This is a genomic window from Bailinhaonella thermotolerans (assembly GCF_003594875.1).
GTDB classification, from domain to species: Bacteria; Actinomycetota; Actinomycetes; order Streptosporangiales; family Streptosporangiaceae; genus Bailinhaonella; species Bailinhaonella thermotolerans.
In genome coordinates this window covers 135,868-159,721 of sequence record NZ_QZEY01000010.1, presented here as the reverse complement: position 1 = coordinate 159,721, position 23,854 = coordinate 135,868, and the positions used below count along the sequence as shown (strand labels likewise).

Sequence of the window (23,854 nt, the reverse complement as noted above, 5' to 3'; positions counted from 1 at the left end):
GGCGCTCCCGGCCGGGGTGAGCTGGCGCGCATGACAGAGATCACGCGCGCCCCGGCGGGCGGGATGAGCCGGGGGCTGCTGTCGCTCCTGGCCGTGACCTGCGCCGTCGCGGTCGGCAACGTCTACTTCCCGCAGGCGGTGAGCCCGCTGGTCGCCGCCGGGCTGGGCGTGTCCCCGGACTCGGCCGCGCTGGTGGTGACCGCGACCCAGCTCGGGTACACCGCCGGGATCTTCCTGCTCGTGCCGCTGGGCGACCGGTTCCCGGCCCGCCGGCTCGTCGTCACGCTGCTCACCGTCACCGGGGCCGCGCTGCTGGCCGCCGCGTGCGCGCCGTCCCTGACGTACCTGGCGGGGGCGAGCCTCCTCGCGGGCGTCGCCACCGTCGTCGCGCAGCTCGTCTCGCCGCTGGCCGCCGGGCTCGCCGCCCCGGACCGGCGCGGGGCGGTGATCGGGGTCCTGCTCAGCGGCTCCACCGGCGGCATGCTGCTGTCGCGCGCCCTCGCCGGGGTCCTCGGCGACCGGTTCGGCTGGCGCGCCCCCTACCTGGCGGCCGCCGCCGTGGCCCTCGCCCTCGCCGCGCTCCTGGCGTTCACGCTGCCCCGCATCGCGCCGGGCGCGCGGCGGCCGTACGGCCGGCTCCTGGCCGAGCCGCTGCGGCTGCTGCTCGCCGAGCCGGAGCTGCGGCGGTCCGCGTTCTACCAGGCCACCGTGTTCGGCGCCTTCTCGGCGGTGTGGACCGGCGTCGCGCTGCTGATCACCGGGCCGGAGTACGGCATGGGCGCGGGCGCGGCCGGGACGCTGGCGCTGGTCGGCGCGGCGACCATGGTCTGCACGCCGCTCGCGGGCCGCCTGGTGGACCGCCGGGGCCCGGACCGGGTCAACACGGTCTGCCTGACCGGCGCCCTGGCCGCCGCCCCGGTCCTGGCCGCCGGCTCCCTCGGCGGTACGGCCGGCCTGGCCGCCCTGGTCGCGGGCACGCTCCTGCTCGACGTGGCGATGCAGTCCGGCATGACCGCCAACTCGGCCCGCGTGCAGGCGCTCCGCGCCGACGCCCGCGCCCGCCTCACCACCGCCTACATGATCTGCGCCTACCTCGGCGGCGGCGCGGGCTCGTGGCTCGCGGCCCGGATCCACGCCCGCGCGGGCTGGCCGGGCGTGTGCCTCCTCGCCGCCGTCCTCTGCGCCCTGGCCCTGGCCCGCCACCTCCTGCACCTCGCCCGTTCCCGCCCCGCCCCGCCGCCGGGCGAGGCCGTCCCGCCGTCTGGAGAGGCCGCGCCGCCCCCGGGCGAGGCCGTCCCGCCGCCGGGCGAGACCACGCCGCACCCGGGCGAGGCCGCGCCGCCGTACCGCCCGCGCCGGAGCCCCCGGCCCGGGGAGACCCCCGCCCGCCGCCGCTGAACACCGGCTCACCGCGCGGGCGGCGGCCAGGGCGGCGGGCCCCGCCGACCGGGCGGTCACAAGCTCAACGTCTCCACCCGCGCCCAGCTCGCCGCCCTCGACCTCTGATCGCCGGGGCCGCTCCTCGCGGGGTCAGCGTTTCACGCGGGCGCGTACGGCGAGCAGGGCCAGGCCGAGGAGGACGGGGGCGGTGAACCGCAGCACCAGCTCGATCCACTCGCCCGCGGGGGTCAGCGCCGCCTCCGGGCCGCGCAGCAGCGAGACCGCCGACCGCAGGCTGAACCGCACCGCGTCCGGGTACGACGGGGTCGCGCCCGGCGGGAACCCCCACCCGACGAAGGCCGCCGCGGCCACCGCCACCAGGACCGCGAAGGCGGTGAGCGCGCGCCACAGGCGCAGGCCGTACCCGGACAGCAGCCAGTACAGCGTCACCAGCAGCCAGTCCCCGGACGTGCTCGCGAGGCGCCCCCACTCGCGGCCCCGGAGCGCGCCGCGCAGCCCGGCGCGCAGGAACAGCCGCCGGATCTCCATCTCGCCGTAGTAGAAGTCCGCGGCCCCGGGCTCGTCCTTCTCGTCCTCGCGGCCCTTGCGCAGCGCGTGGTAGTCGCCCCCGACGTCACCGCCGCGCACGGCCGTCAGGTCGTCGTCGGAGTCCCCCGCGAGCCGCCACCGCCGCCGCGTGCGGGGCCGTCCGTGCAGCGCCCGGAACCGGTGCTCGTCGGCGAGGGTACGGCGGCGCGCGAAGAGGCGGCCGGGGGAGGAGCCGAACGCGTTCATGTAGTCCACGCGCATCCGGTCCAGGTTGTACGCGCCCCGGAACGAGCAGCGGGACAGGTCGCAGAAGACGACGGTGAGGTTGGCCAGGTCGGTCCCCGCCACGCCGCGCAGGACGGGCCGGTCCGCGAAGACCTGCCCGACGTGGGTGTCGCGCCGGGCGCCGAACACCGACGCCGCCCCGAACTCCACGTCGTCCAGCCACACCTCCGCCCGGTCCACGAGCAGGCGGGCCCCGCCGGGGAAGCTCGTCCGGTCGAAGCGCACCGTCTCCGCCGTGAGCTCCACCCGCGCGAGCCGCTGGAAACTCGCCAGCGCCAGGTCCACCTCGCCCGCCTCGACCCGGCCCAGCACGGCCGACCGCTCCCACCGGCTCCGGGACAGCCGCAGTTGCCCCGCGCACCGCACGTCCTCGAACAGCGCGTCCCCCGTGAACGCCGCCCCGGCGAACCGCGCGCCGCCGCGGAACCCGGTCCGCCGGAACCGGGTGTACCCGGAGAACGCGGCGCCGGAGAAGTCCGCCTCCTCCCCGAACACCGTGTCGTGGAACCGCACCGGCCCCACGGCGGCGTCCACGAACGCCGCGCGGCGGGAGAAGACGGTCCCGGTGAAGTCGGCGTCGCCGAGTGCCGCCCCGACGAAATCGGCGTCGCCCGCGAAGCCGGTCCCGGCGAAGTCGGTCTCGGCGGCGAACTCGGCGTCCGCGAAACGGCCCGGGCCCTCGAACGCGGACCCGCCGAACCGGGCCGCGCCCTTGAAGACGGCCCCGCCGAAGTCCGCCGGGGCCGCGTACCGGACGCGCCGGAAGATCGCGTCCCCCTCGAAGACCGCCCCCTGGAAACCCGCCGCCCCCTCGAAGACGGCGCCCTCGAAGTCGGCCCGGTCCTGGAAGGTGACGGCCGTGAAGTCCGCGTCGCCGGTGAACTCGGCCCCCGCGAACGACGCCGCCCCGGAGAACACGACGCCGCGCACCCCGCTCGCGTCGATCCGCGCCCCCGCGAAGTCGGCCCCGGCGACGACGTATCGCCCTCCGGCCTCCCGGGAGAGCCCCTTCAGCGCCGCGGCGAGCCGTACGACCCGCCCGGTCCCGTCCTCAGCCGCAGCCACCACAAGCCGCACGCTAGACAACTCGCCCCCCGCCAACAACCCCCCGCCCGCCGGGGACCGGAGCGACATCAGGAGGTGGCGGAGAAGGAGGGACCGGAAGGCGGCCCGCTCCTCCGCGCCCCCCGTGTGCCGGGCGGTCTGACCCGGCCGGGCCGTACGGCCTGTGCGGGGTGGGCGGGAGCCGTTCGCCCGGGGCGGGGGGCGGGAGCCGTACGGCGGGCGGGGGGAGCCGTACGGCGGCGCGGTGCCGGGCGGGAGCCGTAGGCCCGGGTCAGGGGACGGGGTCGGGGTCCGCGGGGGTGGCGGTGGGGAAGACGATGGGGCTGAGCAGGTAGGGGGCGCGGCCGCCGGTCGGGGCGTTGTGCCAGTGCCTGGACAGGACCTGGGTGAACTCGGCGATCACCTCTTTCAGCTCCTCCCTGGTCAGCCACAGGATGAGCTGGCGGTATCCGACGAGGTCGGCGGAGGGGTCGGCGCCCTCGCGGCTCAGGTAGGCGTCGAACTCGGCCAGGAGGGTGGCCAGGGCGGCGGGGAACGCCTGGCGGTGGTCGTCCAGGGACATCGAGTCGCCGTCGATCCTGGCGCGGTCGCGGCGGAGGCGGTAGCGGCGTTCGACCGCCCCGTGGACCCGCTGCTCGCTCGCCACCTCCAGGACGCCGGCCTCGGCCAGGAGGGCGACGTGGCGGTAGACGGTGGTCTTGGGGACGTCGGAGAGCCGGGCGCACAGGTCGGCGGTGGTGCGGGTGGATCCGCCGGACATGGCGTGCACGATGCGCAGCCGTACGGGATGGAGAAGCAGGTCCAAGGCGTCCATGGCCCTACGTTCCCATATCTGGTACCGTTCCCAAAATTGGAAAAGGAGTGAATGTGACCATGAAGACGATCCGCCTGAGCGCGGACGCGGTACGGCCGCTGCGCACGCTCGACCCGGCGGCGGCGCTGGACGACCTCGGCTGGCTGGACGAGGCGGTCGGGGACGCGCGGGTGGTGGCGATCGGGGAGAGCGCGCACTACAACCGGGAGTTCTACGAGCTGCGGCACCGGCTGCTGCGGTACCTGGCCGAGCGGCACGGGTTCGCCGCGTACGCCATGGAGACCGGGTTCGCCGAGAGCTGGGCGGTGGACGACTGGGTGCGGGGCGGCGGCGGCGACCTCGGGTGGATCCTGGCGAACGGGATCACGTCGCTGATGGGCATGTGGACGCCGATGCGGGACCAACTGGAGTGGATGCGCCGCCGCCACGAGCGGGCCGGCTTCGCCTTCTACGGCATCGACCTGCCCGGGTCCATGGTCTCCCCGCTGCCGGGCCTGGACGCGGTGCTCGGCTACCTCGCGGAGGCCGATCCGGAGCTCCGGCCCGGCGCGGCCCCGCGGGAGACCGCCGCGGCCTTCGCGGGGACCTCGGCGTTCGCCGCGCCCCAGGTCATGGGGGCGTACGCGGAGCTCGCGGAGGAGGCCAGGGACGCCTACACGGCGGGCCTCGCGGACCTGGCCGCCCGCCTGCGGGCCCGCCGCCGGGAGTTCCAGGCCCGCACCGGCCCCGGGACGTACGGCCGGGCGGCGCGCACCCTGGAGACCACGATCGCGCTGGACCTCGTCGTGCGCGCCCTGGCCCGGGGCGATCAGGAGACGGCGATGAACGAGCGCGACGCGGCGATCGCGGACACCGTCGGGTGGATCCTGGAGCGGGAGGAGCGCGTCGTCCTCGCCGCCCACAACGGCCACGTCCAGCGCGGCCCCCTCGCCCTGCCCGGCGTCCCCGCGATGGTCCCGATGGGCGCGCACCTGGCCGAACGGCTCGGCGACGGCTACGTGGCGATCGGCACGACCTCCGGGACCGGGGCGATCTTGAACACCGGCCCCGACTTCTACACGGGGACCCTCTTCGCCGAGCTGCCGCCGCCCGAGCCCGGCAGCCTCGACGCGCTCATGGACGACAGCCACGACGGCCCCTTCGCGGCCGACCTGCGGCGGCTGTCCGCGGCCGACGCCGCCGCCGTCCGCGCCGCGCGGCGGCACCGCGGCCTCGCCGACCTCTACGGCGAGCAGGACCCGCTGGAGTCCTTCGACCTGCTGGTCCACCTGCCCCGCGTCACCGCCGCCGCCCCCGACCCGGACGCCGTCGCCCACGCTCCGGAGGACGTCCGCCGCGCGTTCACCGCGTGGCTCTCCCGCTGAGCCCCGGGCCGTCCCGGCGGGCTCACGGCTGGAAGCGGTACCCCATGCCGGGCTCGGTGATCAGGTGGGCGGGCCTGGCGGGGTCGCGTTCGAGCTTGCGCCGGAGCTGGGCCATGTACTGGCGCAGGTAGTGGGTCTCCCTGAGGTGCTTGCTGCCCCAGACCTCGGCGAGCATCTGCCGCTGGCTGATCAGCCTGCCGGGGTTGCGGAGCAGCAGTTCGAGCATGTGCCACTCGGTCGGCGTCAGCCGCACGCCGCCGGAGACGGTCTTGCTCACGAGGTCCACCACGTGGTCCCCGATCTGGACGCGGGCCAGCTCGGCGTCCTGCACGGCGGTGCGGCGGGTGACCGCGCGGACGCGGGCGAGGAGTTCCTCGATGTTGAAGGGCTTGGTGACGTAGTCGTCGGCCCCCGCGTCCAGCGCCTCGATCTTGTCCTGGCTGCCGGCCCGGCCGGAGAGGACGACGATCGGGATCGAGGTCCAGCCGCGCAGGCCGTGGATGACGTCCACGCCGTCGATGTCGGGCAGCCCCAGGTCGAGGAGCACCAGGTCGGGGTGCCAGTCGGCGGCCTGGCGCAGGGCGCTGTTGCCGTCCGGCGCGGTGGCGACCTCGTACTGGCGGGCGGCGAGGTTGATGCGCAGCGCGCGCAGGATCTGGGGTTCGTCGTCCACGACGAGGATGCGGGTCATGCCGTCTCCCGGGTCACGCCGTCTCCATGCCCCCCGATCATGCCGTCTCCGGCCCGGGAGGCGATGGGCAGGGTCAGGATCATCGTGAGGCCGCCCCCCGGGGTCTCCTCGGGGGTGAGCGTGCCGCCCATGGCCTCGGCCAGCCCGCGCGAGAGGGCCAGCCCCAGGCCGACCCCGGTGTGGTTGTCGCGGTCGCCGAGCCGCTGGAACGGCATGAACACCCGGTCGTGGGCCTCGGGCGGGATGCCCGGCCCCCGGTCGATCACCCGGATCTCCGCGTACGGCCCGTGCCGGCTCGCGGTGATCACGACGGGCGCCTCGGGCGGGCTGTAGCGCACGGCGTTGGACATGAGGTTGGCCAGGATGCGCTCCAGCAGGGCGGGGTCGGCCTCGATCTCCGGGAGCTCCATCGAGATCTCCCCCTGGATCCGGCCGGCGAGCGGGCCCAGGTCGTCCACGGCGCGGGGCACGACCTCCTCCAGCGCGACCGGCTGGAGGGTGAGGCCGAGCGCGCCCGCCTGGAGCCGGCTCATGTCCAGCAGGTTGGCCACCAGCCGGTCCAGCCGCGCCAGCGACTCGTCGGCCGTGGCCAGCAGCTCGTCCCGGTCCTGCGGCGACCAGTCGATCTCGGTCGTGCGCAGGCTCTCCACCGCGGCCTTCGCCGAGGCCAGCGGCGTGCGCAGGTCGTGGCTGACGGCGGCCAGCAGCGCCGTCCGCATCTTGTCGGCCTCGGCCAGCGGGCGGGCCTTCTCGGCCTCGGCGCGCAGCCGTTCCTGCCGCAGCGCGACCGCGGCCTCGGCGGCGAACGCCTCCAGCACCCGCCGGTCGGACGCCTCCAGCAGCCTCCCGCGCGCGGCGAGCACGAGCCGGTCGTCGATCACCACGTCCGTGTCGGCCGCCCCGGGACAGGAGCTGGGCGGCCCGCCCGCGACCCCCACGATCCGCCACGCCTCCGGCTCCGCCTGGTCCGCGGGGCCGGGCGCCCCGGTCCGCTCCAGCAGCGTGACCGAGGCGAGCCCGAACGTCTCCCGCAGCCGGGCCAGCAGCGACGGCAGCGCCGACTCGCCCCGCAGCACGTGCCCGGCCAGCGCCGCCAGCACCTCCGCGTCGGCCCCGGCGTTCGCGGCCTCGCGGGTACGGCGGGCCGCCAGGTCCACGACCGCGCTGACCATCGCCGCGACCACGACGAAGACGGTGAGCGCGACCCAGTTCTGCCCTTCGGCCACCGTCCACTGCTTCAGCGGCGGCGTGAAGAAGTAGTTGAGCAGCAGGAACGCCCCGAACGCGGCGGTGATCGCGGGCCACAGGCCCCCGGCCAGGGCGACCCCGACGACCATGAGCAGGAACAGCAGGATCTCGCTCGGCAGCGTGACCGAGTCGCGGAACGGCACCAGCAGGGCCGTGAGCGCGGGCAGCCCGAGCCCGGCCAGGCACCACCCGGCGAGCCGCCGCTCCCGCGTGAGCGCCGCCCGCGAGCGCGACATCCGCCTTCGCCCCCGGCGCACCTCCTCGTGGGTGACCATGTGCACGTCGATCGGGCCGGACATCGCCGTCGTCGTCACCCCGACGCCGCGCGAGAGCACCTGCGCGAACCGGCCTCGCCGCGACGCCCCCAGCACGAGCTGCGTCGCGTTCACCCCGCGCGCGAAGTCCAGCAGGGCGCGCGGCACGTCGTCGCCGACGATCTGGTGGTAGGTCCCGCCCAGGCTCTCGACCAGCGTGCGCTGCCTGGCCAGGTTCGCCGGGTCCGCCCCGGCGAGCCCGTCCCCGCGCGTGACGTGGACGGCGAGCAGGTCCGCGCCCTTGGTCCTGGCGGCGATCCGGGCGGCCCGCCGTACGAGCGTGTCGCCCTCGGGGCCGCCGGTGAGGGCGACCACGACGCGCTCGCGGGCCTCCCACGTCCCGGCGATGCCGTGCTCGGCGCGGTAGCGGTCGAGCTGCTCGTCCACCGTCCCGGCGACCCAGAGCAGGGCCAGCTCGCGCAGCGCCGTCAGGTTGCCGACCCGGAAGTAGTTGGACAGCGCCGCGTCCACCTTCTCCGGCGGGTACACGTTGCCGTGGGCCAGCCGCCGCCGCAGCGCCTCGGGGGCCATGTCCACCAGCTCGACCTGGTCGGCCCGCCGTACGACCTCGTCGGGGACCGTCTCGCGCTGCGGGACGCCGGTGATCCGCTCGACGACGTCGTTGACCGACTCCAGGTGCTGGACGTTGACCGTGGACAGCACGTCGATCCCGGCGTCGAGGATCTCCTCGACGTCCTGCCAGCGCTTGGCGTTCTTCGAGCCGGGCACGTTGGTGTGCGCCAGCTCGTCGATCAGCGCGAGCCGGGGCCGCCGGGCGATCACCGCGTCGGCGTCCAGCTCGGTGAAGGCCACGCCCCGGTGCGTGATCGTCTTCCGGGGCAGGACCTCCAGCCCGTCCAGCAGCTCGGCGGTGAGCGGGCGCCCGTGCGTCTCCACGAGCCCCACCACCACGTCCCGGCCGCGCTCGCGCGCCCGCCGCGCCTCGCCGAGCATGGCGTAGGTCTTGCCCACGCCCGGCGCGGCGCCCAGATAGACCCGCAACCGCCCGCGCGCTCTGCCCATCGGTCCTTCCACGCTCCCGCCGTACGGCGTCAGCCCTCGTCCGCCCTCGTCCGCCCTCGTCAGCTCTGGTCCAGGGCCAGGTTGAGCTCCAGCACGTTGACGGCCGGCTCGCCCATGAATCCCAGGCTACGGCCGGTCGTGTGCGCCTCGACCAGCGCCGTCACCCGGGCGAGCGGCAGGCCCCGCTCCCGGGCCACCCGGGGCGCCTGGAGCCGCGCGTACGCCACGGAGATGTGCGGGTCGAGCCCGGAGCCGCTCGCGGTGACGGCGTCGGCGGGCACCGCGGGCCTGGTCGCGTTCCCGCGCACGGGCACCGTCCGGCCGGCGCCGTAGTCCTCGCCGGGCATGGCGCACTCGACCTTCACCCCCCGGTACGTCGCGGTGAACGGCACGGCCGGGCAGGCCTGGTTGACGCTCACCGCCCGCGCCGGCGCGCCGACGGCGGGGAAGACCTTGAGCACCGCGCCCACGCCATCGGGCGTGCAGTACGGCCGGGCGCCCGAGACGCCCTCCAGTTCCCCCACGGCCTTGGACCGCGCGCAGACCTGGGTGAGCAGGGACCGCCTGCCCTCATCGGGGTTTCCCTCGCCGTCCTTGGCGCCGGGGACGGGGAGGGTGTCCACGACGTCCTCCGGGCCCAGGTTGCTCGCGGAGGTGGACGTGGGGTCGTAGCCGTCCCCGGCGGCGGACGGGCGGCTCTGGAAGTACTTCCTGACCGGGTTCCCGTCCTCGTCCGTGAAGGACTGGCCGATCAGCGCGCTGCCGACGGTCTTCCCGTCCTTCTGGACGCGCGAGCCGTTCGCCTTCTCGTGGAACAGGGCCTGGGCGGCGCCGGTGGCGGCGAGGGGGTAGACGACGCCGGTGACCACCGTGAGCACGAGCAGCGCGCGGAGGGCGGCGACGTGCCGGCGGACCCAGCCGGGCAGATGGTTCATTTACGACATCCCCGGGAGGAACTGGATGAGCAGGTCGATGAGCTTGATGCCGAGGAACGGCGCGACGACGCCGCCCAGGCCGTACACCAGCAGGTTGCGCGAGAGCAGCCTGGACGCGCCGCTCGGGCGGTAGCGGACGCCGCGCAGGGCGAGCGGGATCAGCGCGACGATGACGATCGCGTTGAAGATGACGGCGGAGAGGATCGCGGACTGCGGGCCGGCCAGGCGCATGACGTTGAGCGTGTCCAGGCCCGGGTAGAGCGCGGCGAACATCGCCGGGATGATCGCGAAGTACTTCGCGATGTCGTTGGCGATGGAGAACGTGGTCAGCGCGCCCCGGGTGATCAGCAGTTGCTTGCCGATCTCGACGATCTCGATGAGCTTGGTCGGGTCGGAGTCCAGGTCCACCATGTTCCCGGCCTCCTTGGCGGCCGAGGTGCCGGTGTTCATCGCGACGCCCACGTCGGCCTGGGCCAGGGCGGGCGCGTCGTTGGTGCCGTCCCCGGTCATCGCGACCAGCCGGCCGCCCTCCTGCTCCTTCCTGATCAGCGCGAGCTTGTCCTCGGGGGTGGCCTCGGCGAGGAAGTCGTCCACGCCCGCCTCCTCGGCGATCGCCCGCGCGGTGAGCGGGTTGTCCCCGGTGATCATGACGGTGCGGATGCCCATGCGCCGCATCTCGTCGAAGCGCTCGCGCATGCCCTCCTTCACCACGTCCTTCAGGTGGATCACGCCGAGGACCCGGGCCCGGCCGTTCACCCGCTCGGCCACGACCAGCGGGGTCCCGCCGCCCGCCGAGACGCCGTCCACCAGGCCGCCCACCTCCTCGGCCGGGTGGCCGCCGTGCTCGCGCACCCAGCCCAGGATCGCGGCGGCCGCGCCCTTGCGGATCTCCCGCCCGTCCAGGTCCACCCCGGACATGCGCGTCCGCGCGGTGAACGGCACCCAGGCCGCGTCCGCGAGCTCGCCCGGGGGGCGCTCGCGCAGGCCGTGCTCCCGCTTGGCGAAGACCACGATCGAGCGGCCCTCGGGCGTCTCGTCGGCCAGGCTGGAGAGCTGGGCGGCCGCCGCCAGCTCCGCCGCGGGGACCCCGGGCGCGGGGAGGAACTCGGCCGCCTGGCGGTTCCCGAGCGTGATCGTGCCGGTCTTGTCGAGCAGCAGCGTGGACACGTCCCCGGCGGCCTCGACCGCCCGGCCGGACATCGCGAGCACGTTGCGCTGGACCAGGCGGTCCATGCCGGCGATGCCGATCGCCGACAGCAGCGCGCCGATGGTGGTGGGGATCAGGCAGACGATCAGCGCGACCAGCACCAGGCCCGTGACGCCGTGGGCGTCGAGGGCGAGCGAGTCGGGCACGCCGGGGTTGGCCGCCTTGGCGAAGATCGCCATCGGCTGCATGGTCACGGTCGCGACCAGGAAGACGATCGTGAGCGCGGCGAGCAGGACGTTCAGCGCGATCTCGTTGGGGGTCTTCTGCCGGTTCGCGCCCTCGACCAGGGCGATCATCCGGTCCACGAAGCTCTCGCCCGGCCGCTGGGTGATCTCGACGACGATCCGGTCGGAGAGCACCCGCGTGCCGCCGGTCACGGCGGACCGGTCGCCGCCGGACTCCCGGATGACCGGGGCCGACTCGCCGGTGATCGCCGACTCGTCCACCGAGGCGATGCCCTCGACCACGTCGCCGTCGCCGGGGATGACCTCCCCGGCCTCGACGACCACGAGGTCGCCGGGGCGCAGCTCGGTCGCCGCGACGGTGTCCCAGCGGTCGCGGGCGGCCCGGTCCCGCAGCCTGCGGGCCACCGTGTCGCGCCGGGCCGCGCGCAGGGTGGCGGCCTGCGCCCGGCCCCGGCCCTCGGCCACGGCCTCGGCGAGGTTCGCGAAGATCACCGTGAGCCAGAGCCAGGCGACGAGCGCCCACGCGAAGAACGACGGGTCCAGCACCGCCAGGACCGTGGTGAACACCGCGCCGATCTCGACGATGAGCATGACCGGGTTGCGCCACAGCTTCCTCGGGTCGAGCTTGCGCAGCGCGTCCGGCAGCGACCTGGCGAGCTGCCGCGGGTCGAGCAGGCCGCCGGCCCTGCCCGGGCCGCCGGGCCGCCGCGCGTTCCCGGGGGTACGGCGGGGCGCGCCGAGTGTCTGGACGGACATCTAACGGATTCCCTCCGCGAGCGGTCCCAGCGCCAGCGCCGGGAGGTAGGTCAGCGCCACCAGCACGAGCGTGACGCCGGCGACCATGGCGGCGAACTGCGGCCGGTGGGTGGGCAGCGTCCCGGCGGTGACGGGTGCGGGCGCCTGCCGTACGAGCGAGCCGGCCAGGGCCAGCACCAGCACGATCGGCAGGAAGCGGCCGAGCGCCATGCACAGGCCGAGCGTGGTGTTGTGGAAGGGGGTGTTCACGCTCACCCCGGCGAACGCCGAGCCGTTGTTGTTGGAGGCCGAGGCGTAGGCGTAGAGGATCTCGGAGAACCCGTGGGGCCCGCCGTTGAGCATCGCCCCGCGGCCCGTCTCCGTGGCCATCGCCAGAGCCGTCCCGGTCAGCACGAGGACCGGGGTGACCAGGAAGTACAGCGAGGCGAGCTTGATCTCGCGGGGGCCGACGCGCTTGCCGAGGTACTCCGGGGTGCGGCCGACCATCAGCCCGGCGGCGAACACCGTGATCACGGCGAGCACGAGCATGCCGTACAGGCCCGCGCCGACGCCGCCGGGCGCGACCTCGCCGAGCAGCATGTTGAAGATCAGCATGCCGCCGCCGAGCGCGGTGTAGGAGTCGTGGAAGGAGTCGACCGCGCCGGTGCTCGTGAGCGTGGTCGCCGAGGCGAACACCGCCGAGTTCGAGACGCCGAAGCGGGTCTCCCGGCCCTCCATCGCGGCCCCGATCGCCTGCGGCACCGTGCCGCCCGCGCTCAGCTCGGCCCAGTTCGTCAGCACCAGACTGGCGGTGAAGATCGTGGCCATGACCGCGACGATCGCGTAGCCCTGCCGGTCGTCGCCCACCATGCGCCCGAACGTGCGGGGCAGGGCGAAGGCGATCACCGTGAGCAGGAAGATCTCGATCCAGTTCGTCCAGGCCGTCGGGTTCTCGAACGGGTGGGCGGAGTTGACGTTGAAGACGCCTCCCCCGTTGGTGCCGAGGTCCTTGATCGCCTCCTGGGAGGCGGCGGCGGCCGGGGTGAACGCCTGCTCGCCGCCGGTCAGCGTGGTCCAGGTCCCGTGTTCGGCGAAGGTCTGGATCGCGCCGCCCGCCACCAGCAGGATCGCGGCGGCGAACGCGATGGGCAGCAGGACGCGCAGCGTGCCGCGCACGAGGTCCACCCAGAAGTTGCCGAGCGTCTCGGCCTTCCTCCGGGCGAACCCGCGCACCAGCGCGATCGCCACCGCCATGCCGACGGCCGCCGAGACGAAGTTCTGCACGGCGAGCCCGCCCGTCTGGACGAGGTGCCCCATCGTGGACTCGCCGGAGTACGCCTGCCAGTTCGTGTTCGTCACGAAGCTGACGGCCGTGTTCCAGGCGAGCGCGGGCTCGACCGGCCTCATCCCCAGGCTGAGCGGCAGCCGGTCCTGGAGCCGCTGCAGGCCGTACAGGAACAGGATCGACAGCGCCGAGAACGCGAGCACGGCACGCGCGTACGCCCCCCAGCGCTGCTCGGCGTCGGGGCTGATCCCGGCCAGCCGGTAGATCGCCCGCTCCACCCGGGTGTGCCGGGGACTGGTGTAGACGCGGTGCATGTAGTCGCCCAGCGGCCGGTACGCCAGGGCGAGCGCGACGATGAGCGACCCCGCGAACAGCGCGCCCGCCGCGGCGGACCCCATCAGAACCACTCCGGGAAGACCAGTGCGGCGATCATGAAGACCACCACCGCGACGGCCACCACCAGCCCGGCGGCGTTGACGGCGCTCACAGCCGCTCCACCGCCCGCACGACCAGCCCCGCCACCGCGAACACCGCGACGGTCAGGGCCAGGAAGATGACGTCGGCCACCTTCACTCCTCACATCTCCCGCTCTGTCGCCGCACGCCGGATCGGCGTGCGCAGGAGCAAGACAAGCGCGGAATTTGAGGCTTATGTCCGGTATTGACGCCTCTCGTACGCCCCGCAGGGAAAAATTGACGCCCCCCGTACGACGCCCCTACGCCCTCCCTACACGCGCGCCGGTCCGCCCCGCCCGGGAGGGGGTGCGGGCGGTCAGACCGCGGTACGGCGGGCGGCGCGGCCGGCGCGGGCCAGGGGGAGGGCGGCGAGGGCCGTGAGGGCGGTGGCGGCGAAGGCGAGGGGGTATCCGGTGTGCGCCGCGAGGAGGCCGAAGACGGCGGCGCCCGCGCCGAAGACGGCGGAGCCCGCGCCGAAGACGGTCCCCCCGCGAGCACGGCGGCGGGGTGGTGGGTCAGGGCCGTGAGCGCCAGGCCCGAGGGACCGTCTGGGCGGATTTGCGACCGGGGCCCGGTGATCGCTAGCGTCGTCCCGGACACGGGAAGCGCGCGTGAGCGCGGACGACGAGGGAGGTCGATGAATATGGCCGCCGCCGGCCGTCTTCGTCATGCCCTCTCCCGGCTCGCCGCCTGACTTCTTCGCGTTGAGCCGGGTCGTCACAACGACCAGGAGTTCCCACGTGTCCTCTTCCACCGAGCCGACCGAGCCCACCAAGCCGACCGAGCCGACCGGCGTCCCGGGCGGCGAACTGATCACCGACCGCCTCGTCCTGCGGACCTGGACCGCCGCCGAGGCCGCCGCCGTCGCCGCGGGCGACCGCCTCCCCGGCTGGGCGCCGGACTTCCCCGCCGAGGGCGACGGCGTGATCGCCGGGCTGCTCGGCGAGAACCCCGCCTGGCTGGGCGAGTACGGCCACCGCCTGATCGTCGAGCGGGCGACCGGCCTCGTCGTCGGCTCGATCGGCCTGTTCTGGCCCCCGTCCGGCGGCGTCGTGGAGATCGGTTACGGCGTCGTGCCCTCGCGCAGGGGGCGCGGCTACGCCCCCGAGGCCACCCGCGCCCTGACCGATCACGCCCTCGGCGCCCCCGGCGTGCGCACCGTGAGCGCCGGGGTCGAAACGGCCAACCCGGCCTCCGTCCGCGTCCTGGAGAAGGCCGGCTTCCGGCACCAGGGCACGGAGGACGGCGTCGCCGTCTACCACGCCCGGCGCGGGTGACCGCCGGGGACGGGCGGTCCCGGCCGCCCGTCCCCGCCCCCCGCTCCCGCCGGCGCGAGCCGTACGGCGGGAGCGGGGTCAGCGCCTGACGCGGTAGGTGAGGTGGGAGACGAGGGACGTGCCGGACGGCTCGCCCAGGGGCTCCAGGTCGAGGTCCCCGACGCCGTCGAAGAGGCGTTCGCCCGCGCCGAGCAGGACCGGCGCGACGTGCAGCCGGAGCTCGTCGATCAGTCCCGCCGCCAGGTACTGGTTCACGGTCGCGGCCCCGCCGGCGATCGCCACGTCGCCCTCGCCCGCCGCCTCGCGGGCCAGGTCCAGGGCCGCCTCGATCCCGCCGGTCACGAACGTGAACGTGGTCCCTCCGGCCATGACCAGCGGCTCCCGCTCGTGGTGGCTGAGCACGAACACCGGCGCGTGGTACGGCGGCTCGTCGCCCCACCAGCCGCGCCACTCCAGGTCCCACGCGCCGCGCCCGGGGCCGAACATGTTCCGGCCCATGATGAACGCCTCCGCCGCGGTGATCCGCTCGATGACCGCCGCGTGCGCCTCCGGCTCCTCGAACATCCACTGGTGCAGGCGGTCGCCCACCCCGGCCCCGAGCGGGTTCTCCAGGCTCTGCCCCGGTCCCGCCACGAACCCGTCCACCGACATCGCGATGTCGCACGTGACCTCGCCCATCACATTCCTCCCGAGGATGAGGACCGGCGCCTCTCGCCGCTCCACCCGAAGGTCGGAGCCCCCGCCGGATCCTCGACGTCCCGCCGCGAAGAATCTCGAAAGAACTTCCCGGCCCCGGCGCGAGCCGTACGCCACGGGGCCCGGGGCCGCCGCTAGGGCCGGAGGAAGTCCTCGATGAGGGGGGCCAGGACGGCGGGTTCGCGGCCGGGGGCGGAGGTGACGCTCTCGTTCCGGGCGCGGGGGAGGAGGCCGGTGACCGCCCGCGCCGCCGACCGCCGCCAGGGGTCGCTGCCGACCACGTCGACGACCAGCGCGGGCACGGTGACCCGCGCGGGCCAGTGGGCGGGCAGGGTGAAGTCCCCCATGACCGCCAGGTCGTGGGGGATCGTGGCGGCCATGGCCTCCAGGTCGCGCCAGCGGGGGAGGGCGCGCATCGCGGCGACCGTCTCGGAGGACAGGAGGGCGGCCGTGGTCAGGAAGTCCTCCACGGCGTCGCCCGCCCGCCCGGCCTCGATCAGCGCGGTGAGCCGGGCGGCCAGGCCGGCGGGGACGGGCGGGCGGCTCCCGGGGAGGATGAACGGCGGTTCGAGCATGATCAGGTGCGTGATGGGCAGGCCCGCGGCGGCGGCCTCCGCGGCCAGCACCCCGCCCGAGGCCAGGCCGAGCACCGCCGCCCCCTCCCCGCCGAGCACGGCCCCAAGGTCCCCGATCTCCTTCGCGACGTCGTACGGCGGCGCGTCGCCGCTCGCGCCGCGCCCCCTCCGGTCGTAGGTCACCACCTCGAACGTGCGCGACAGCCGTACGGCCAGGGCGTGGAAGTCGGTCTGGTCGGTGAGCGCGCCGCCGACGAGGACCAGGCGGGGACCGCGCCCGCGCCGCCGTACCGAGATGGGGGAGCCGTCGGGACCGGCGACCACGTCCTGGTCGCCGCCTGGGGGCGGCGGGGCGGGGGCGGTGTGGACCTGGTCGAGGATGGCGCTGTACCCGCACAGCCTCGGCTCGCTGCGGCCCGCGAGCAGGTCGTGGTAGGCGAGGTAGCGGGCGCGGGTCTCCTCGTACTCGCCGGCGTCGCGCAGGCGGCGCAGGCAGAAGGCGCGCACGGTCTCCAGCATCCGGTACCGCGACCCGGTGGAGCTCTCGACCGGGGTGATCAGCGAACGGTCCACGAGACGGGCGAGCAGCCCGGCGACGTCCCCGGGCACCAGGGCCTCGGCGGCGCGCAGGCTCCACACGTCCGGGTAGACGGCCAGCCGGCGCAGCAGGACCCGCTCGGGCTCCTCCAGCAGGTCCCAGCTCCACTCGATCACCGCGAGCAGGGTGCGCTGCCGGTCGGGCGCGCCCCGGTGGCCATTGGTGAGCAGGTGGAAGCGGTCGTCGAGGCGGGCGGCCAGGTCGGCGGCCGACAGGGCGCGGACGCGCGAGGCGGCCAGTTCCAGGGCGAGCGGGAGCCCGTCGAGGCGGCGGCAGATCTCCTCGACGGCGGCGGTGTTCGCGGGCGTCAGGCCGAACCCGGGGTCGGCGGCGGAGGCGCGCTCGGCGAACAGCCGCACCGCGTCGGGCAGGCCGAGCGTCGGGACGGGCCAGACCTGCTCGCCGAGGATGCCCAGCGGCTCCCTGCTGGTGGCCAGGACGCGCAGGCCGGGATCGGCCCGCAGGAGCCGCCCGGCCACCTCCGCCGCCTGGTCCACCAGGTGCTCGCAGTTGTCCAGGACCAGCAGCCCGCCCCGGTCCGCCGGGATCGCGGCCATCACCTCGTCCGGGGACGCCGCCGGGTCGAGCGCGGCCAGCTCCACGAGCGCCGGGCCCGGCAGCCCCCGCGCGACCTCCAGCGCCACGCTCGTCTTGCCCACCCCGCCGGGGCCGGTGAGCGTCACGAGCCGGACCTGCCGCAGCCGGGCGCGCAGCCGTACGACGAGGTCGTCGCGGCCGACCAGCTCGGTCAGCGCGGCCGGGAGCGCGGGCGGCGGCGGGGCCTGCGCCGGCTCGGCGGGCGGGGCCTCCAGCATGGACCGCTGCAGCGCGGTCAGCGCGGGGGAGGGGTCCAGGCCCAGCTCGTCGGCCAGGCGGGCGCGCAGGTCCTGGTAGGCCGCCAGCGCCTCGTCCTGCCGGCCCGCCCGGTAGAGGGCGGTCATCTGGGCTGCGCGCAGCCGCTGCCGGACGGGGTAGCGGGCGACGACCTCGGCCAGCTCCGCCGCCAGCAGGTGGTGTTCGCCCAGTTCGAGACGGGCCTCGGCGTGCTCCTCGATCACCACGAGGCGTTCCTCGTCGAGCCGGTCCACCACGGCGCGGGCGAACGGCGCCTCCGCCACGTCCGCGAACGCCGGTCCCCGCCACAGCTCCAGCGCGTCGGCCAGCAGCGTGGCCCGGGCCCGGGGGTCCGCCGTCTCGCGCGCCTGCCGGGCCAGGGCGCGGAACCGGCCCATGTCCACGGCCTCGGGGTCCACCCGCAGCGCGTATCCCGGGGCCTGCGTCACCACCAGCGCCCGCGCGCCGGGCTCGGCGTCCTCCAGGGCACGCCGGAGCTGGGAGACGCGGGTCTGCAGCGTTCCTGAAGGATTGGCGGGCAGCTCGTCGCCCCACAGGTCGTCGATGAGCGTGTGCGCGGCCACCGGGCGGCCCTCCTGCACCAGCAGATCGGCCAGCAGCCTGCGCACCTTCGTGTCCGGGATCTTGACGGCCCCGCCGTCCGCCGCCCACACCGCCAGCGGGCCGAGCACTCCGAATCGCATCCGGCTCAGCGTAGGCAGTCCTGAAGCCGTTCTGAAGAGCGCGGGGACACGATCAGCACATCAGCCGAAAGGAGCCCGAAATGACCGCCGCCACCCCCGCCTCCGCCTCCGCCCCCGCCTCCGTCCCCGCCGGCGCCTGCTCCCCCCGCGCCCGCGTCACCAGGTCCCTCCTCGGGTGGGGCGTCGTCGCCGGCCCGATGTACGTCACGGTCACCGCCGCGCAGGTCCTCACCCGCGAGGGCTTCGACATCACCCGCCACCCGGCCAGCCTCCTGGCCAACGGCGGGCCCGGCTGGATCCAGATCGCCAACCTCGTCCTCACCGGCGTCATGACCCTGGCCGCCGCGGTGGGCATGCGCCGCGCCCTGCGGGCGGGCCGGGGCAGCACCTGGGGCCCGCGCCTGGTCTTCCTGTACGGCCTGGGCGTCGTCGCCGCCGGGATCTTCCGCGCCGACCCCGCCTTCGGGTTCCCGGCCGGCACCCCCGACGGCCCCGGCCCGATCACCTGGCACGGCATGCTCCACTTCGCCCTCGGCGGCGTCGGCTTCCTCGGCCTCATCGGCGCCTGCCTGGTCTTCGCCCGCGCCTACGCCGCCATGGGCCGCCGCGCCTGGGCCGCCTGGAGCGCCGCCACGGGCCTGGTCTTCCTCGCCGCCTTCGCGGGGATCGCGTCCGGCCCCGGCAACGCGGTGATCAACCTCGCCTTCACGGCGGCGGTCGTCCTCGGTTACGCCTGGCTCACCGCCACCTCCGCCCACCTCATGCGCCAGGCCACCTGACCCACCCCCTCCCCGCGAAAGCCGCCGGCCCCTGGTCGGCGGCTTTCGCGGCGTCGTCCGCGGGGCGTAGGGGTGATCTCGGCGACGGTTTCTGCTTAGATGTGGTTGTTGCAAATCACTCGCAACTAGCGCGGCGCGTTGGGGGCCGTGCGCTCTTGACTCGGTGCCCGTGCTCCGGCCTTCCTCGCAAAAGGTCTCATCGGAGCACGGGCGCCGTCATTTCCGGGCGTTCCGGGCCGGAGGCGGCGGGGAAAGGCGCTTGAGCGGAGTGTGGGCGATCGGTGACCATGGGGCATGCGTCGACGCGGCGGGGCCTTCAGGCGGGGGTTCGTCGTCGTGGCCGGGATGGCCGGGCTCGCGGTCACGGTCGCGGCCATCGCGGTGGCGCTGCGGCTGGGAGACCTGACCACCGCCGCCAACATCGCCCAGCTCATCTCGCTGATGCTGGCCGCGCTGCCGATCGCGGCCGGGCTGATGGGGCGGTGGCGGCCGGCCGCGGCGCGGGAGAGCACGCCCGAGCAGGTCGAGCAGGCGCAGCGCACGCTGCGGAACCTCGTGCGGGACCAGTGGCACGAGGAGATCCAGATCCGGGAGCTCGACGACGCGCGCCTCGCGGTCCGGTGGCGGCTGACCGAGCTGGAGCCGGCCGGCGCCGAACGCGGGCGGCTGCTGCGGTCCTGGCTGGGGCGGATGCGGTTCACCGGGCGCACCGACCGCGTGGACAAGATGGCGCGGCACTTCCGCAACCTGACCCGGCGCCGCCTGGTCATCCTCGGCGGGCCCGGGATGGGCAAGACCACGCTGGCCGTACTGCTGCTCCGCGAACTCCTCGACGAGGCCCGGCCCGGCGCGCCCGTCCCCGTCCTGCTGTCGATGGCCGGATGGGACCCGGCGGCCGAGCCGGTGCACCGGTGGCTGGCGCGGCGGCTCAGCGAGGACTACCCGGCGCTGGAGGCCGGGAGGTTCGGGGCGGACGCGCCGTACGCCCTGGTGTCGCAGCGGCGGATCCTGCCCATCCTCGACGGGCTCGACGAGCTGCCCGCGGAGGTGCGGCCCCGGGTCCTCGCTGCCCTGAACAAGGCGGCCACCAGCGAGGACGTCATCCTGACCTGCCGGACCAGGGAGTACCACGCGGCCGTCGAGATGCCCGGCGGGCAACCGCTCAGCGGCGCCGCGATCATCGAGCCGCGCCCGCTCACCGCCGCCGACGCGGCGTCGTACATCCGCAGCGGCCTGACGCCGGCGCAGGCCCGCGCATGGCCGCCGGTGCTGGACGCCCTCGCGGGCGATCCCGGCGGGCCGATCGGCGGGGCGCTGTCCACGCCGCTCACGCTGTGGCTGCTGCGCAAGGTCTACATCGACACGCGCGCCGACCCCGCGCCGCTCCTCCAGATCGACTCGGCCGAGGGGGTCACCGCGCACCTGCTGGACAACCTGGTCCACGCCGCGTTCACCTCCCCGGCGGCCCGGCACGACCCGGACGACCCGCACTACCACCAGCACCCGTTCCGCCCCCGGTACGTCTGGGACCCCGGCGAGGCGGTGGTCTGGCTGTCGTTCCTGGCCTCCCACATGAACCGGATGGGCACCCGCGACCTCCAGTGGTGGCGGCTGCACCGCGCGGTCTCCCGCCGCTGGAGCACCCTGATCGGCTCGGTCACCGTCGGGCTCACCGTGGGCCTCACGGTCGGGGTCACCAGCGGCCTGACCATCGCGCTCACCGGGGCGCTCCCGGGCACGTTCGCCGACGCGCTGGCCTTCGGGGTCCTCGGCGGCCTCACCGGCGGGCTCGTGGGCGGCCTCACCGGCGGCCTGATCCTGGAGCTGCGCGAGGACTCGGCGATGGCCCCGGCGTACGCGAACGTGCGGCTGGCCGGGCGGGTGCGGTCGCTGCTGGCCAACCTGTCCTTCGGGCTGAGCATCGGCCCGGTGGTCGGCATGGTCGCCGCCCTGCCGTTCTGGCTGGCCGGCGGGCTGCACGGCGGCGTGTGGGCCCCGCTGGTCTTCGGCCTGAGCGTGGGCGCGGCCGGCGGTGTCATGGTCGGCCTGAGCCGGTGGGTCACGAGCCCGGTCACCGACGCCGAACCCCAGACGCCCGACATCACCCTCCGCCGCGACCTGGAGCTGGTCTACATCCGCGCGCTGACCTTCGGGCTCACCCTGGGCATCGCCTTCGGCGTCGCGGGGGCGGTCGCCGAGGGCTTCACGCCGGGACCCGTCCCGGCGATCCAGGCCGGGATCGCCTTCGGCATCGCCGGCGGCCTGGTCTTCACGCTCACGTTCCGGCTGACCGGCGCGAGCTCCACCTACCTGGTCACCCTGGTCCTGCTGTACGCCGGGGGCCGGGCGCCGCTCCGCCTCATGCGGTTCCTGGAGGACGCCCACCGCGCGGGCCTGCTCCGCGAGGCCGGGCCGGTCTTCCAGTTCCGCCACGCCAACCTGCAGGACCGGCTGGCCGAGACCTACCGCCCGCCGTCCCGCCTGCCCCACCGGCGCTGACCCCCGGTCCCCTGGAACGGCGACGCCCGCCCCACCGGAGCGGTGAGGCGGGCGTCGCCGCCGTACGTCAGGACGGGTACGGCGGGAGAGCCGTCCGGCCGGCGCGGGGCCGGCCGGGGCCGATCAGGCCAGGTCGAACCGGTCGAGGTTCATGACCTTGTCCCAGGCCTTCACGAAGTCGGCGACGAACTTCTCCCTGGCGTCGTCGCTGGCGTACACCTCGGCGAGGGCGCGCAGCTCGGAGTTCGAGCCGAAGACCAGGTCGGCGCGGGTGCCGGTCCACTTGATGGCGCCGGTCTCGTCGCGGCCCTCGAAGTGGGTCTGGTCCTCCGAGGTGGACTTCCACGTCGTGCCCAGGTCGAGCAGGTTGACGAAGAAGTCGTTGGTCAGCACGCCCGGGGTCCGGGTGAAGACGCCGTGCGGAGACCCCTGGTAGTTGGCGCCCAGGACGCGCAGGCCGCCGACGAGGACGGTCATCTCCGGGGCGCTCAGGGTGAGCAGGTTGGCCCTGTCGAGCAGGAGGTACTCGGCGGGGAGGCGGTTGCCCTTGCCCAGGTAGTTGCGGAACCCGTCGGCGGTGGGCTCCAGCGCGGCGAAGGACTCCACGTCGGTCTGCTCCTGCGTGGCGTCCACGCGGCCCGGGGTGAAGGGCACCTGGACGTCGTGACCGGCGTCCTTGGCGGCCTTCTCCACCGCCGCGCAGCCGCCGAGCACGATGACGTCGGCCAGCGAGACCCGCTTGCCGCCGGTCTGGGCGGCGTTGAACGCCTCCTGGACGCCCTCGAGGGCACGCAGGACGGTCGCGAGCTGGTCGGGCTCGTTGACCTCCCACCCGCTCTGCGGCTGCAGGCGGATGCGGGCGCCGTTCGCGCCGCCGCGCTTGTCGCTGCCGCGGAAGGACGAGGCCGAGGCCCACGCGGTGGTCACGAGCTGGGACACCGTGAGGCCGGTGGCCAGGATCCGCTCCTTGAGGGCGGCGATGTCCGCGGCGTCGATGAGCTCGTGGGTCCGCTCGGGGAGCGGGTCCTGCCAGAGCAGCACCTCGGAGGGGACCTCCGGGCCGAGGTAGCGCGCGATCGGGCCCATGTCGCGGTGGGTCAGCTTGAACCACGCCTTGGCGAACGCGTCCGCCAGCAGGTCGGGGTTCTCGTGGAAGCGCCGCGAGATCGGCTCGTAGATCGGGTCCACGCGGAGCGCGATGTCGGTCGTGAGCATCGTCGGGTGGGTGCGCTTGTTCGGGTCGTGCGCGTCGGGGACGGTGTCCGCGCCCGCGCCGTCCTTCGGCCGCCACTGCCAGGCGCCGGCCGGGCTCTTGAAGAGCTCCCACTCGTACTTGAAGAGCGTCTCGAAGAAGGTGTTGTCCCACTTCGTCGGCGTGGGCGTGAAGATGCCCTCAAGACCGCTGGTGATCGCGTCGGCGCCCTTGCCGGTGCCGTAGGAGTTCTGCCAGCCGAGGCCCTGGGCCTCGATCGGCGCGGCCTCGGGGTCGGGGCCGACGTGGTGCGCCGGGCCCGCGCCGTGGGTCTTGCCGAAGGTGTGGCCGCCCGCGATCAGGGCGACGGTCTCCTCGTCGTTCATCGCCATCCGGCGGAACGTCTCACGGATGTCGCGCGCCGCGGCGAGCGGGTCCGGGTTGCCGTTCGGCCCCTCGGGGTTGACGTAGATGAGGCCCATCTGGACGGCGGCGAGCGGGGTCTCCAGCTCGCGGTCGCCGGTGTAGCGCTTGTCGTCGAGCCAGGTGGTCTCCGGGCCCCAGTACACGTCCTCGTCGGACTCCCAGACGTCCTCGCGGCCGCCGGCGAAGCCGAAGGTCTTGAAGCCCATGGACTCCAGGGCGACGTTGCCGGTCAGGATCATGAGGTCGGCCCAGGAGATCTTCTGGCCGTACTTCTTCTTCACCGGCCACAGCAGGCGGCGGGCCTTGTCGAGGTTGCCGTTGTCCGGCCAGCTGTTCAGGGGGGCGAAGCGCTGCTGGCCGGCCCCGGCGCCGCCGCGGCCGTCGCTGATGCGGTAGGTGCCCGCGCTGTGCCACGCCATGCGGATCATGAACGGGCCGTAGTGGCCGAAGTCGGCCGGCCACCAGTCCTGCGAGGTGGTCAGCACCTCCAGGATGTCCCGCTTCACCGCGGCGAGGTCCAGGCTCTTGAACGCCTCGGCGTAGTCGAACTCCTCGCCGAGCGGGTTCGCCGCAGGGGGGTTCTTGGCGAGGATCTTCAGGTTCAGCCGCTCCGGCCACCACTGGCGGTTGCCGCCGCCCTGGGTCGGGTGGAGCGCGCGCTCGTGAGCGACGGGGCAGCCGCCCTCGCCGGCCGACTTCGCGTCGGTGACGATCGCGTCATGGTTCTCTGACATGGATG

At 74.9% G+C, this 23,854-nt stretch carries 16 protein-coding genes; 5 read left to right on the top strand and 11 right to left on the bottom strand.

Features of this window, described 5'->3' with window-relative positions:
• The first annotated feature begins 30 nt into the window (after positions 1–30).
• The gene (locus D5H75_RS24355; RefSeq protein WP_242454481.1) at positions 31–1,398 is read left to right on the top strand and encodes an MFS transporter; all 1,368 of its coding nucleotides are present in this window, start codon (positions 31–33) and stop codon (positions 1,396–1,398) included.
• A gap of 132 nt (positions 1,399–1,530) precedes the next feature.
• Here the strand turns inward: D5H75_RS24355 and D5H75_RS24350 are convergent, their stop codons facing one another.
• Both D5H75_RS24350 and D5H75_RS24345 read right to left on the bottom strand, forming a co-directional pair.
• Positions 1,531–3,282, bottom strand: a complete 1,752-nt coding sequence (locus tag D5H75_RS24350) for a pentapeptide repeat-containing protein (protein ID WP_119928841.1) — start codon at positions 3,280–3,282, stop codon at positions 1,531–1,533.
• 268 nt (positions 3,283–3,550) lie between these two features.
• Positions 3,551–4,093 (bottom strand): helix-turn-helix domain-containing protein, encoded by a 543-nt coding sequence (locus D5H75_RS24345; RefSeq protein WP_119928840.1) that lies wholly within the window; start codon positions 4,091–4,093, stop codon positions 3,551–3,553.
• Between the two features lie 59 nt (positions 4,094–4,152).
• Between D5H75_RS24345 and D5H75_RS24340 the strand changes: the two genes are divergently transcribed.
• Positions 4,153–5,457, top strand: a complete 1,305-nt coding sequence (locus D5H75_RS24340; RefSeq protein WP_119928839.1) for an erythromycin esterase family protein — start codon at positions 4,153–4,155, stop codon at positions 5,455–5,457.
• A 22-nt stretch (positions 5,458–5,479) separates the two neighbouring features.
• On the opposite strand, the gene D5H75_RS24335 is transcribed toward D5H75_RS24340, so the two are convergent.
• Genes D5H75_RS24335 through D5H75_RS24310 form a run of 6 tightly spaced genes read right to left on the bottom strand, consistent with a single transcriptional unit; the run spans position 5,480 to position 13,567 of the window.
• The gene (locus tag D5H75_RS24335) at positions 5,480–6,148 is read right to left on the bottom strand and encodes a response regulator (protein ID WP_119928838.1); all 669 of its coding nucleotides are present in this window, start codon (positions 6,146–6,148) and stop codon (positions 5,480–5,482) included.
• Positions 6,145–8,733, bottom strand: a complete 2,589-nt coding sequence (locus D5H75_RS24330) for a DUF4118 domain-containing protein (protein ID WP_119928837.1) — start codon at positions 8,731–8,733, stop codon at positions 6,145–6,147. The genes D5H75_RS24335 and D5H75_RS24330 overlap by 4 nt, the downstream gene beginning before the upstream one ends.
• 59 nt (positions 8,734–8,792) lie before the next feature.
• A complete protein-coding gene (locus tag D5H75_RS24325) occupies positions 8,793–9,668 on the bottom strand; it encodes a potassium-transporting ATPase subunit C (protein ID WP_119928836.1) in 876 nt (291 codons plus the stop codon).
• Entirely contained in the window at positions 9,669–11,816 is a 2,148-nt protein-coding gene (gene kdpB, locus D5H75_RS24320) for a potassium-transporting ATPase subunit KdpB (protein WP_119928835.1), read from the bottom strand.
• Positions 11,817–13,478 (bottom strand): potassium-transporting ATPase subunit KdpA, encoded by a 1,662-nt coding sequence (kdpA, locus tag D5H75_RS24315; RefSeq protein ID WP_119928834.1) that lies wholly within the window; start codon positions 13,476–13,478, stop codon positions 11,817–11,819. It abuts the gene before it with no gap.
• Positions 13,478–13,567, bottom strand: coding sequence for a K(+)-transporting ATPase subunit F (locus D5H75_RS24310; protein ID WP_119928833.1), 90 nt, complete (start codon positions 13,565–13,567; stop codon positions 13,478–13,480). The genes kdpA and D5H75_RS24310 overlap by 1 nt, the downstream gene beginning before the upstream one ends.
• Positions 13,568–14,275: 708 nt before the next feature.
• Between D5H75_RS24310 and D5H75_RS24300 the strand changes: the two genes are divergently transcribed.
• On the top strand, positions 14,276–14,812 hold the full coding sequence (locus tag D5H75_RS24300) for a GNAT family N-acetyltransferase (protein WP_242454480.1): 537 nt from the start codon (positions 14,276–14,278) through the stop codon (positions 14,810–14,812).
• A 78-nt stretch (positions 14,813–14,890) separates the two neighbouring features.
• Here D5H75_RS24300 and D5H75_RS24295 read toward each other — a convergent pair whose 3' ends face one another.
• Together D5H75_RS24295 and D5H75_RS24290 are read right to left on the bottom strand one after the other, a co-directional pair.
• Complete coding sequence (locus D5H75_RS24295) at positions 14,891–15,490, bottom strand: dihydrofolate reductase family protein (RefSeq protein WP_119928831.1); 600 nt, start codon at positions 15,488–15,490, stop codon at positions 14,891–14,893.
• 152 nt (positions 15,491–15,642) lie between these two features.
• Positions 15,643–18,219, bottom strand: a complete 2,577-nt coding sequence (locus D5H75_RS24290) for an AfsR/SARP family transcriptional regulator (protein WP_242454479.1) — start codon at positions 18,217–18,219, stop codon at positions 15,643–15,645.
• Positions 18,220–18,299: 80 nt separating this feature from the next.
• Between D5H75_RS24290 and D5H75_RS24285 the strand changes: the two genes are divergently transcribed.
• Positions 18,300–18,998 carry a DUF998 domain-containing protein gene (locus tag D5H75_RS24285; protein ID WP_119928830.1) on the top strand — a complete coding sequence of 233 codons (699 nt, stop codon included), beginning with the start codon at positions 18,300–18,302 and terminating at the stop codon, positions 18,996–18,998.
• Between the two features lie 294 nt (positions 18,999–19,292).
• Positions 19,293–21,497 carry an NACHT domain-containing protein gene (locus D5H75_RS24280; RefSeq protein ID WP_202638456.1) on the top strand — a complete coding sequence of 735 codons (2,205 nt, stop codon included), beginning with the start codon at positions 19,293–19,295 and terminating at the stop codon, positions 21,495–21,497.
• 123 nt (positions 21,498–21,620) lie between these two features.
• On the opposite strand, the gene katG is transcribed toward D5H75_RS24280, so the two are convergent.
• Positions 21,621–23,849 (bottom strand): catalase/peroxidase HPI, encoded by a 2,229-nt coding sequence (gene katG, locus D5H75_RS24275; protein WP_119928829.1) that lies wholly within the window; start codon positions 23,847–23,849, stop codon positions 21,621–21,623.
• Positions 23,850–23,854: the final 5 nt, after the last annotated feature.

What these genes read in the sequence shown, in the direction of transcription:
- kdpB (WP_119928835.1), bottom strand. Translation starts at nt 11,816, where the DNA reads ATGTCCGTCCAGACACTCGGCGCGCCCCGCCGTACCCCCGGGAACGCG.
- D5H75_RS24330 (WP_119928837.1), bottom strand. Translation starts at nt 8,733, where the DNA reads ATGGGCAGAGCGCGCGGGCGGTTGCGGGTCTATCTGGGCGCCGCGCCG.
- D5H75_RS24355 (WP_242454481.1), top strand. Translation starts at nt 31, where the DNA reads ATGACAGAGATCACGCGCGCCCCGGCGGGCGGGATGAGCCGGGGGCTG.
- kdpA (WP_119928834.1), bottom strand. Translation starts at nt 13,478, where the DNA reads ATGGGGTCCGCCGCGGCGGGCGCGCTGTTCGCGGGGTCGCTCATCGTC.
- D5H75_RS24280 (WP_202638456.1), top strand. Translation starts at nt 19,293, where the DNA reads ATGCGTCGACGCGGCGGGGCCTTCAGGCGGGGGTTCGTCGTCGTGGCC.
- D5H75_RS24340 (WP_119928839.1), top strand. Translation starts at nt 4,153, where the DNA reads ATGAAGACGATCCGCCTGAGCGCGGACGCGGTACGGCCGCTGCGCACG.
- D5H75_RS24335 (WP_119928838.1), bottom strand. Translation starts at nt 6,148, where the DNA reads ATGACCCGCATCCTCGTCGTGGACGACGAACCCCAGATCCTGCGCGCG.
- D5H75_RS24325 (WP_119928836.1), bottom strand. Translation starts at nt 9,668, where the DNA reads ATGAACCATCTGCCCGGCTGGGTCCGCCGGCACGTCGCCGCCCTCCGC.
- D5H75_RS24285 (WP_119928830.1), top strand. Translation starts at nt 18,300, where the DNA reads ATGACCGCCGCCACCCCCGCCTCCGCCTCCGCCCCCGCCTCCGTCCCC.
- katG (WP_119928829.1), bottom strand. Translation starts at nt 23,849, where the DNA reads ATGTCAGAGAACCATGACGCGATCGTCACCGACGCGAAGTCGGCCGGC.
- D5H75_RS24345 (WP_119928840.1), bottom strand. Translation starts at nt 4,093, where the DNA reads ATGGACGCCTTGGACCTGCTTCTCCATCCCGTACGGCTGCGCATCGTG.
- D5H75_RS24295 (WP_119928831.1), bottom strand. Translation starts at nt 15,490, where the DNA reads ATGGGCGAGGTCACGTGCGACATCGCGATGTCGGTGGACGGGTTCGTG.
- D5H75_RS24290 (WP_242454479.1), bottom strand. Translation starts at nt 18,219, where the DNA reads ATGCGATTCGGAGTGCTCGGCCCGCTGGCGGTGTGGGCGGCGGACGGC.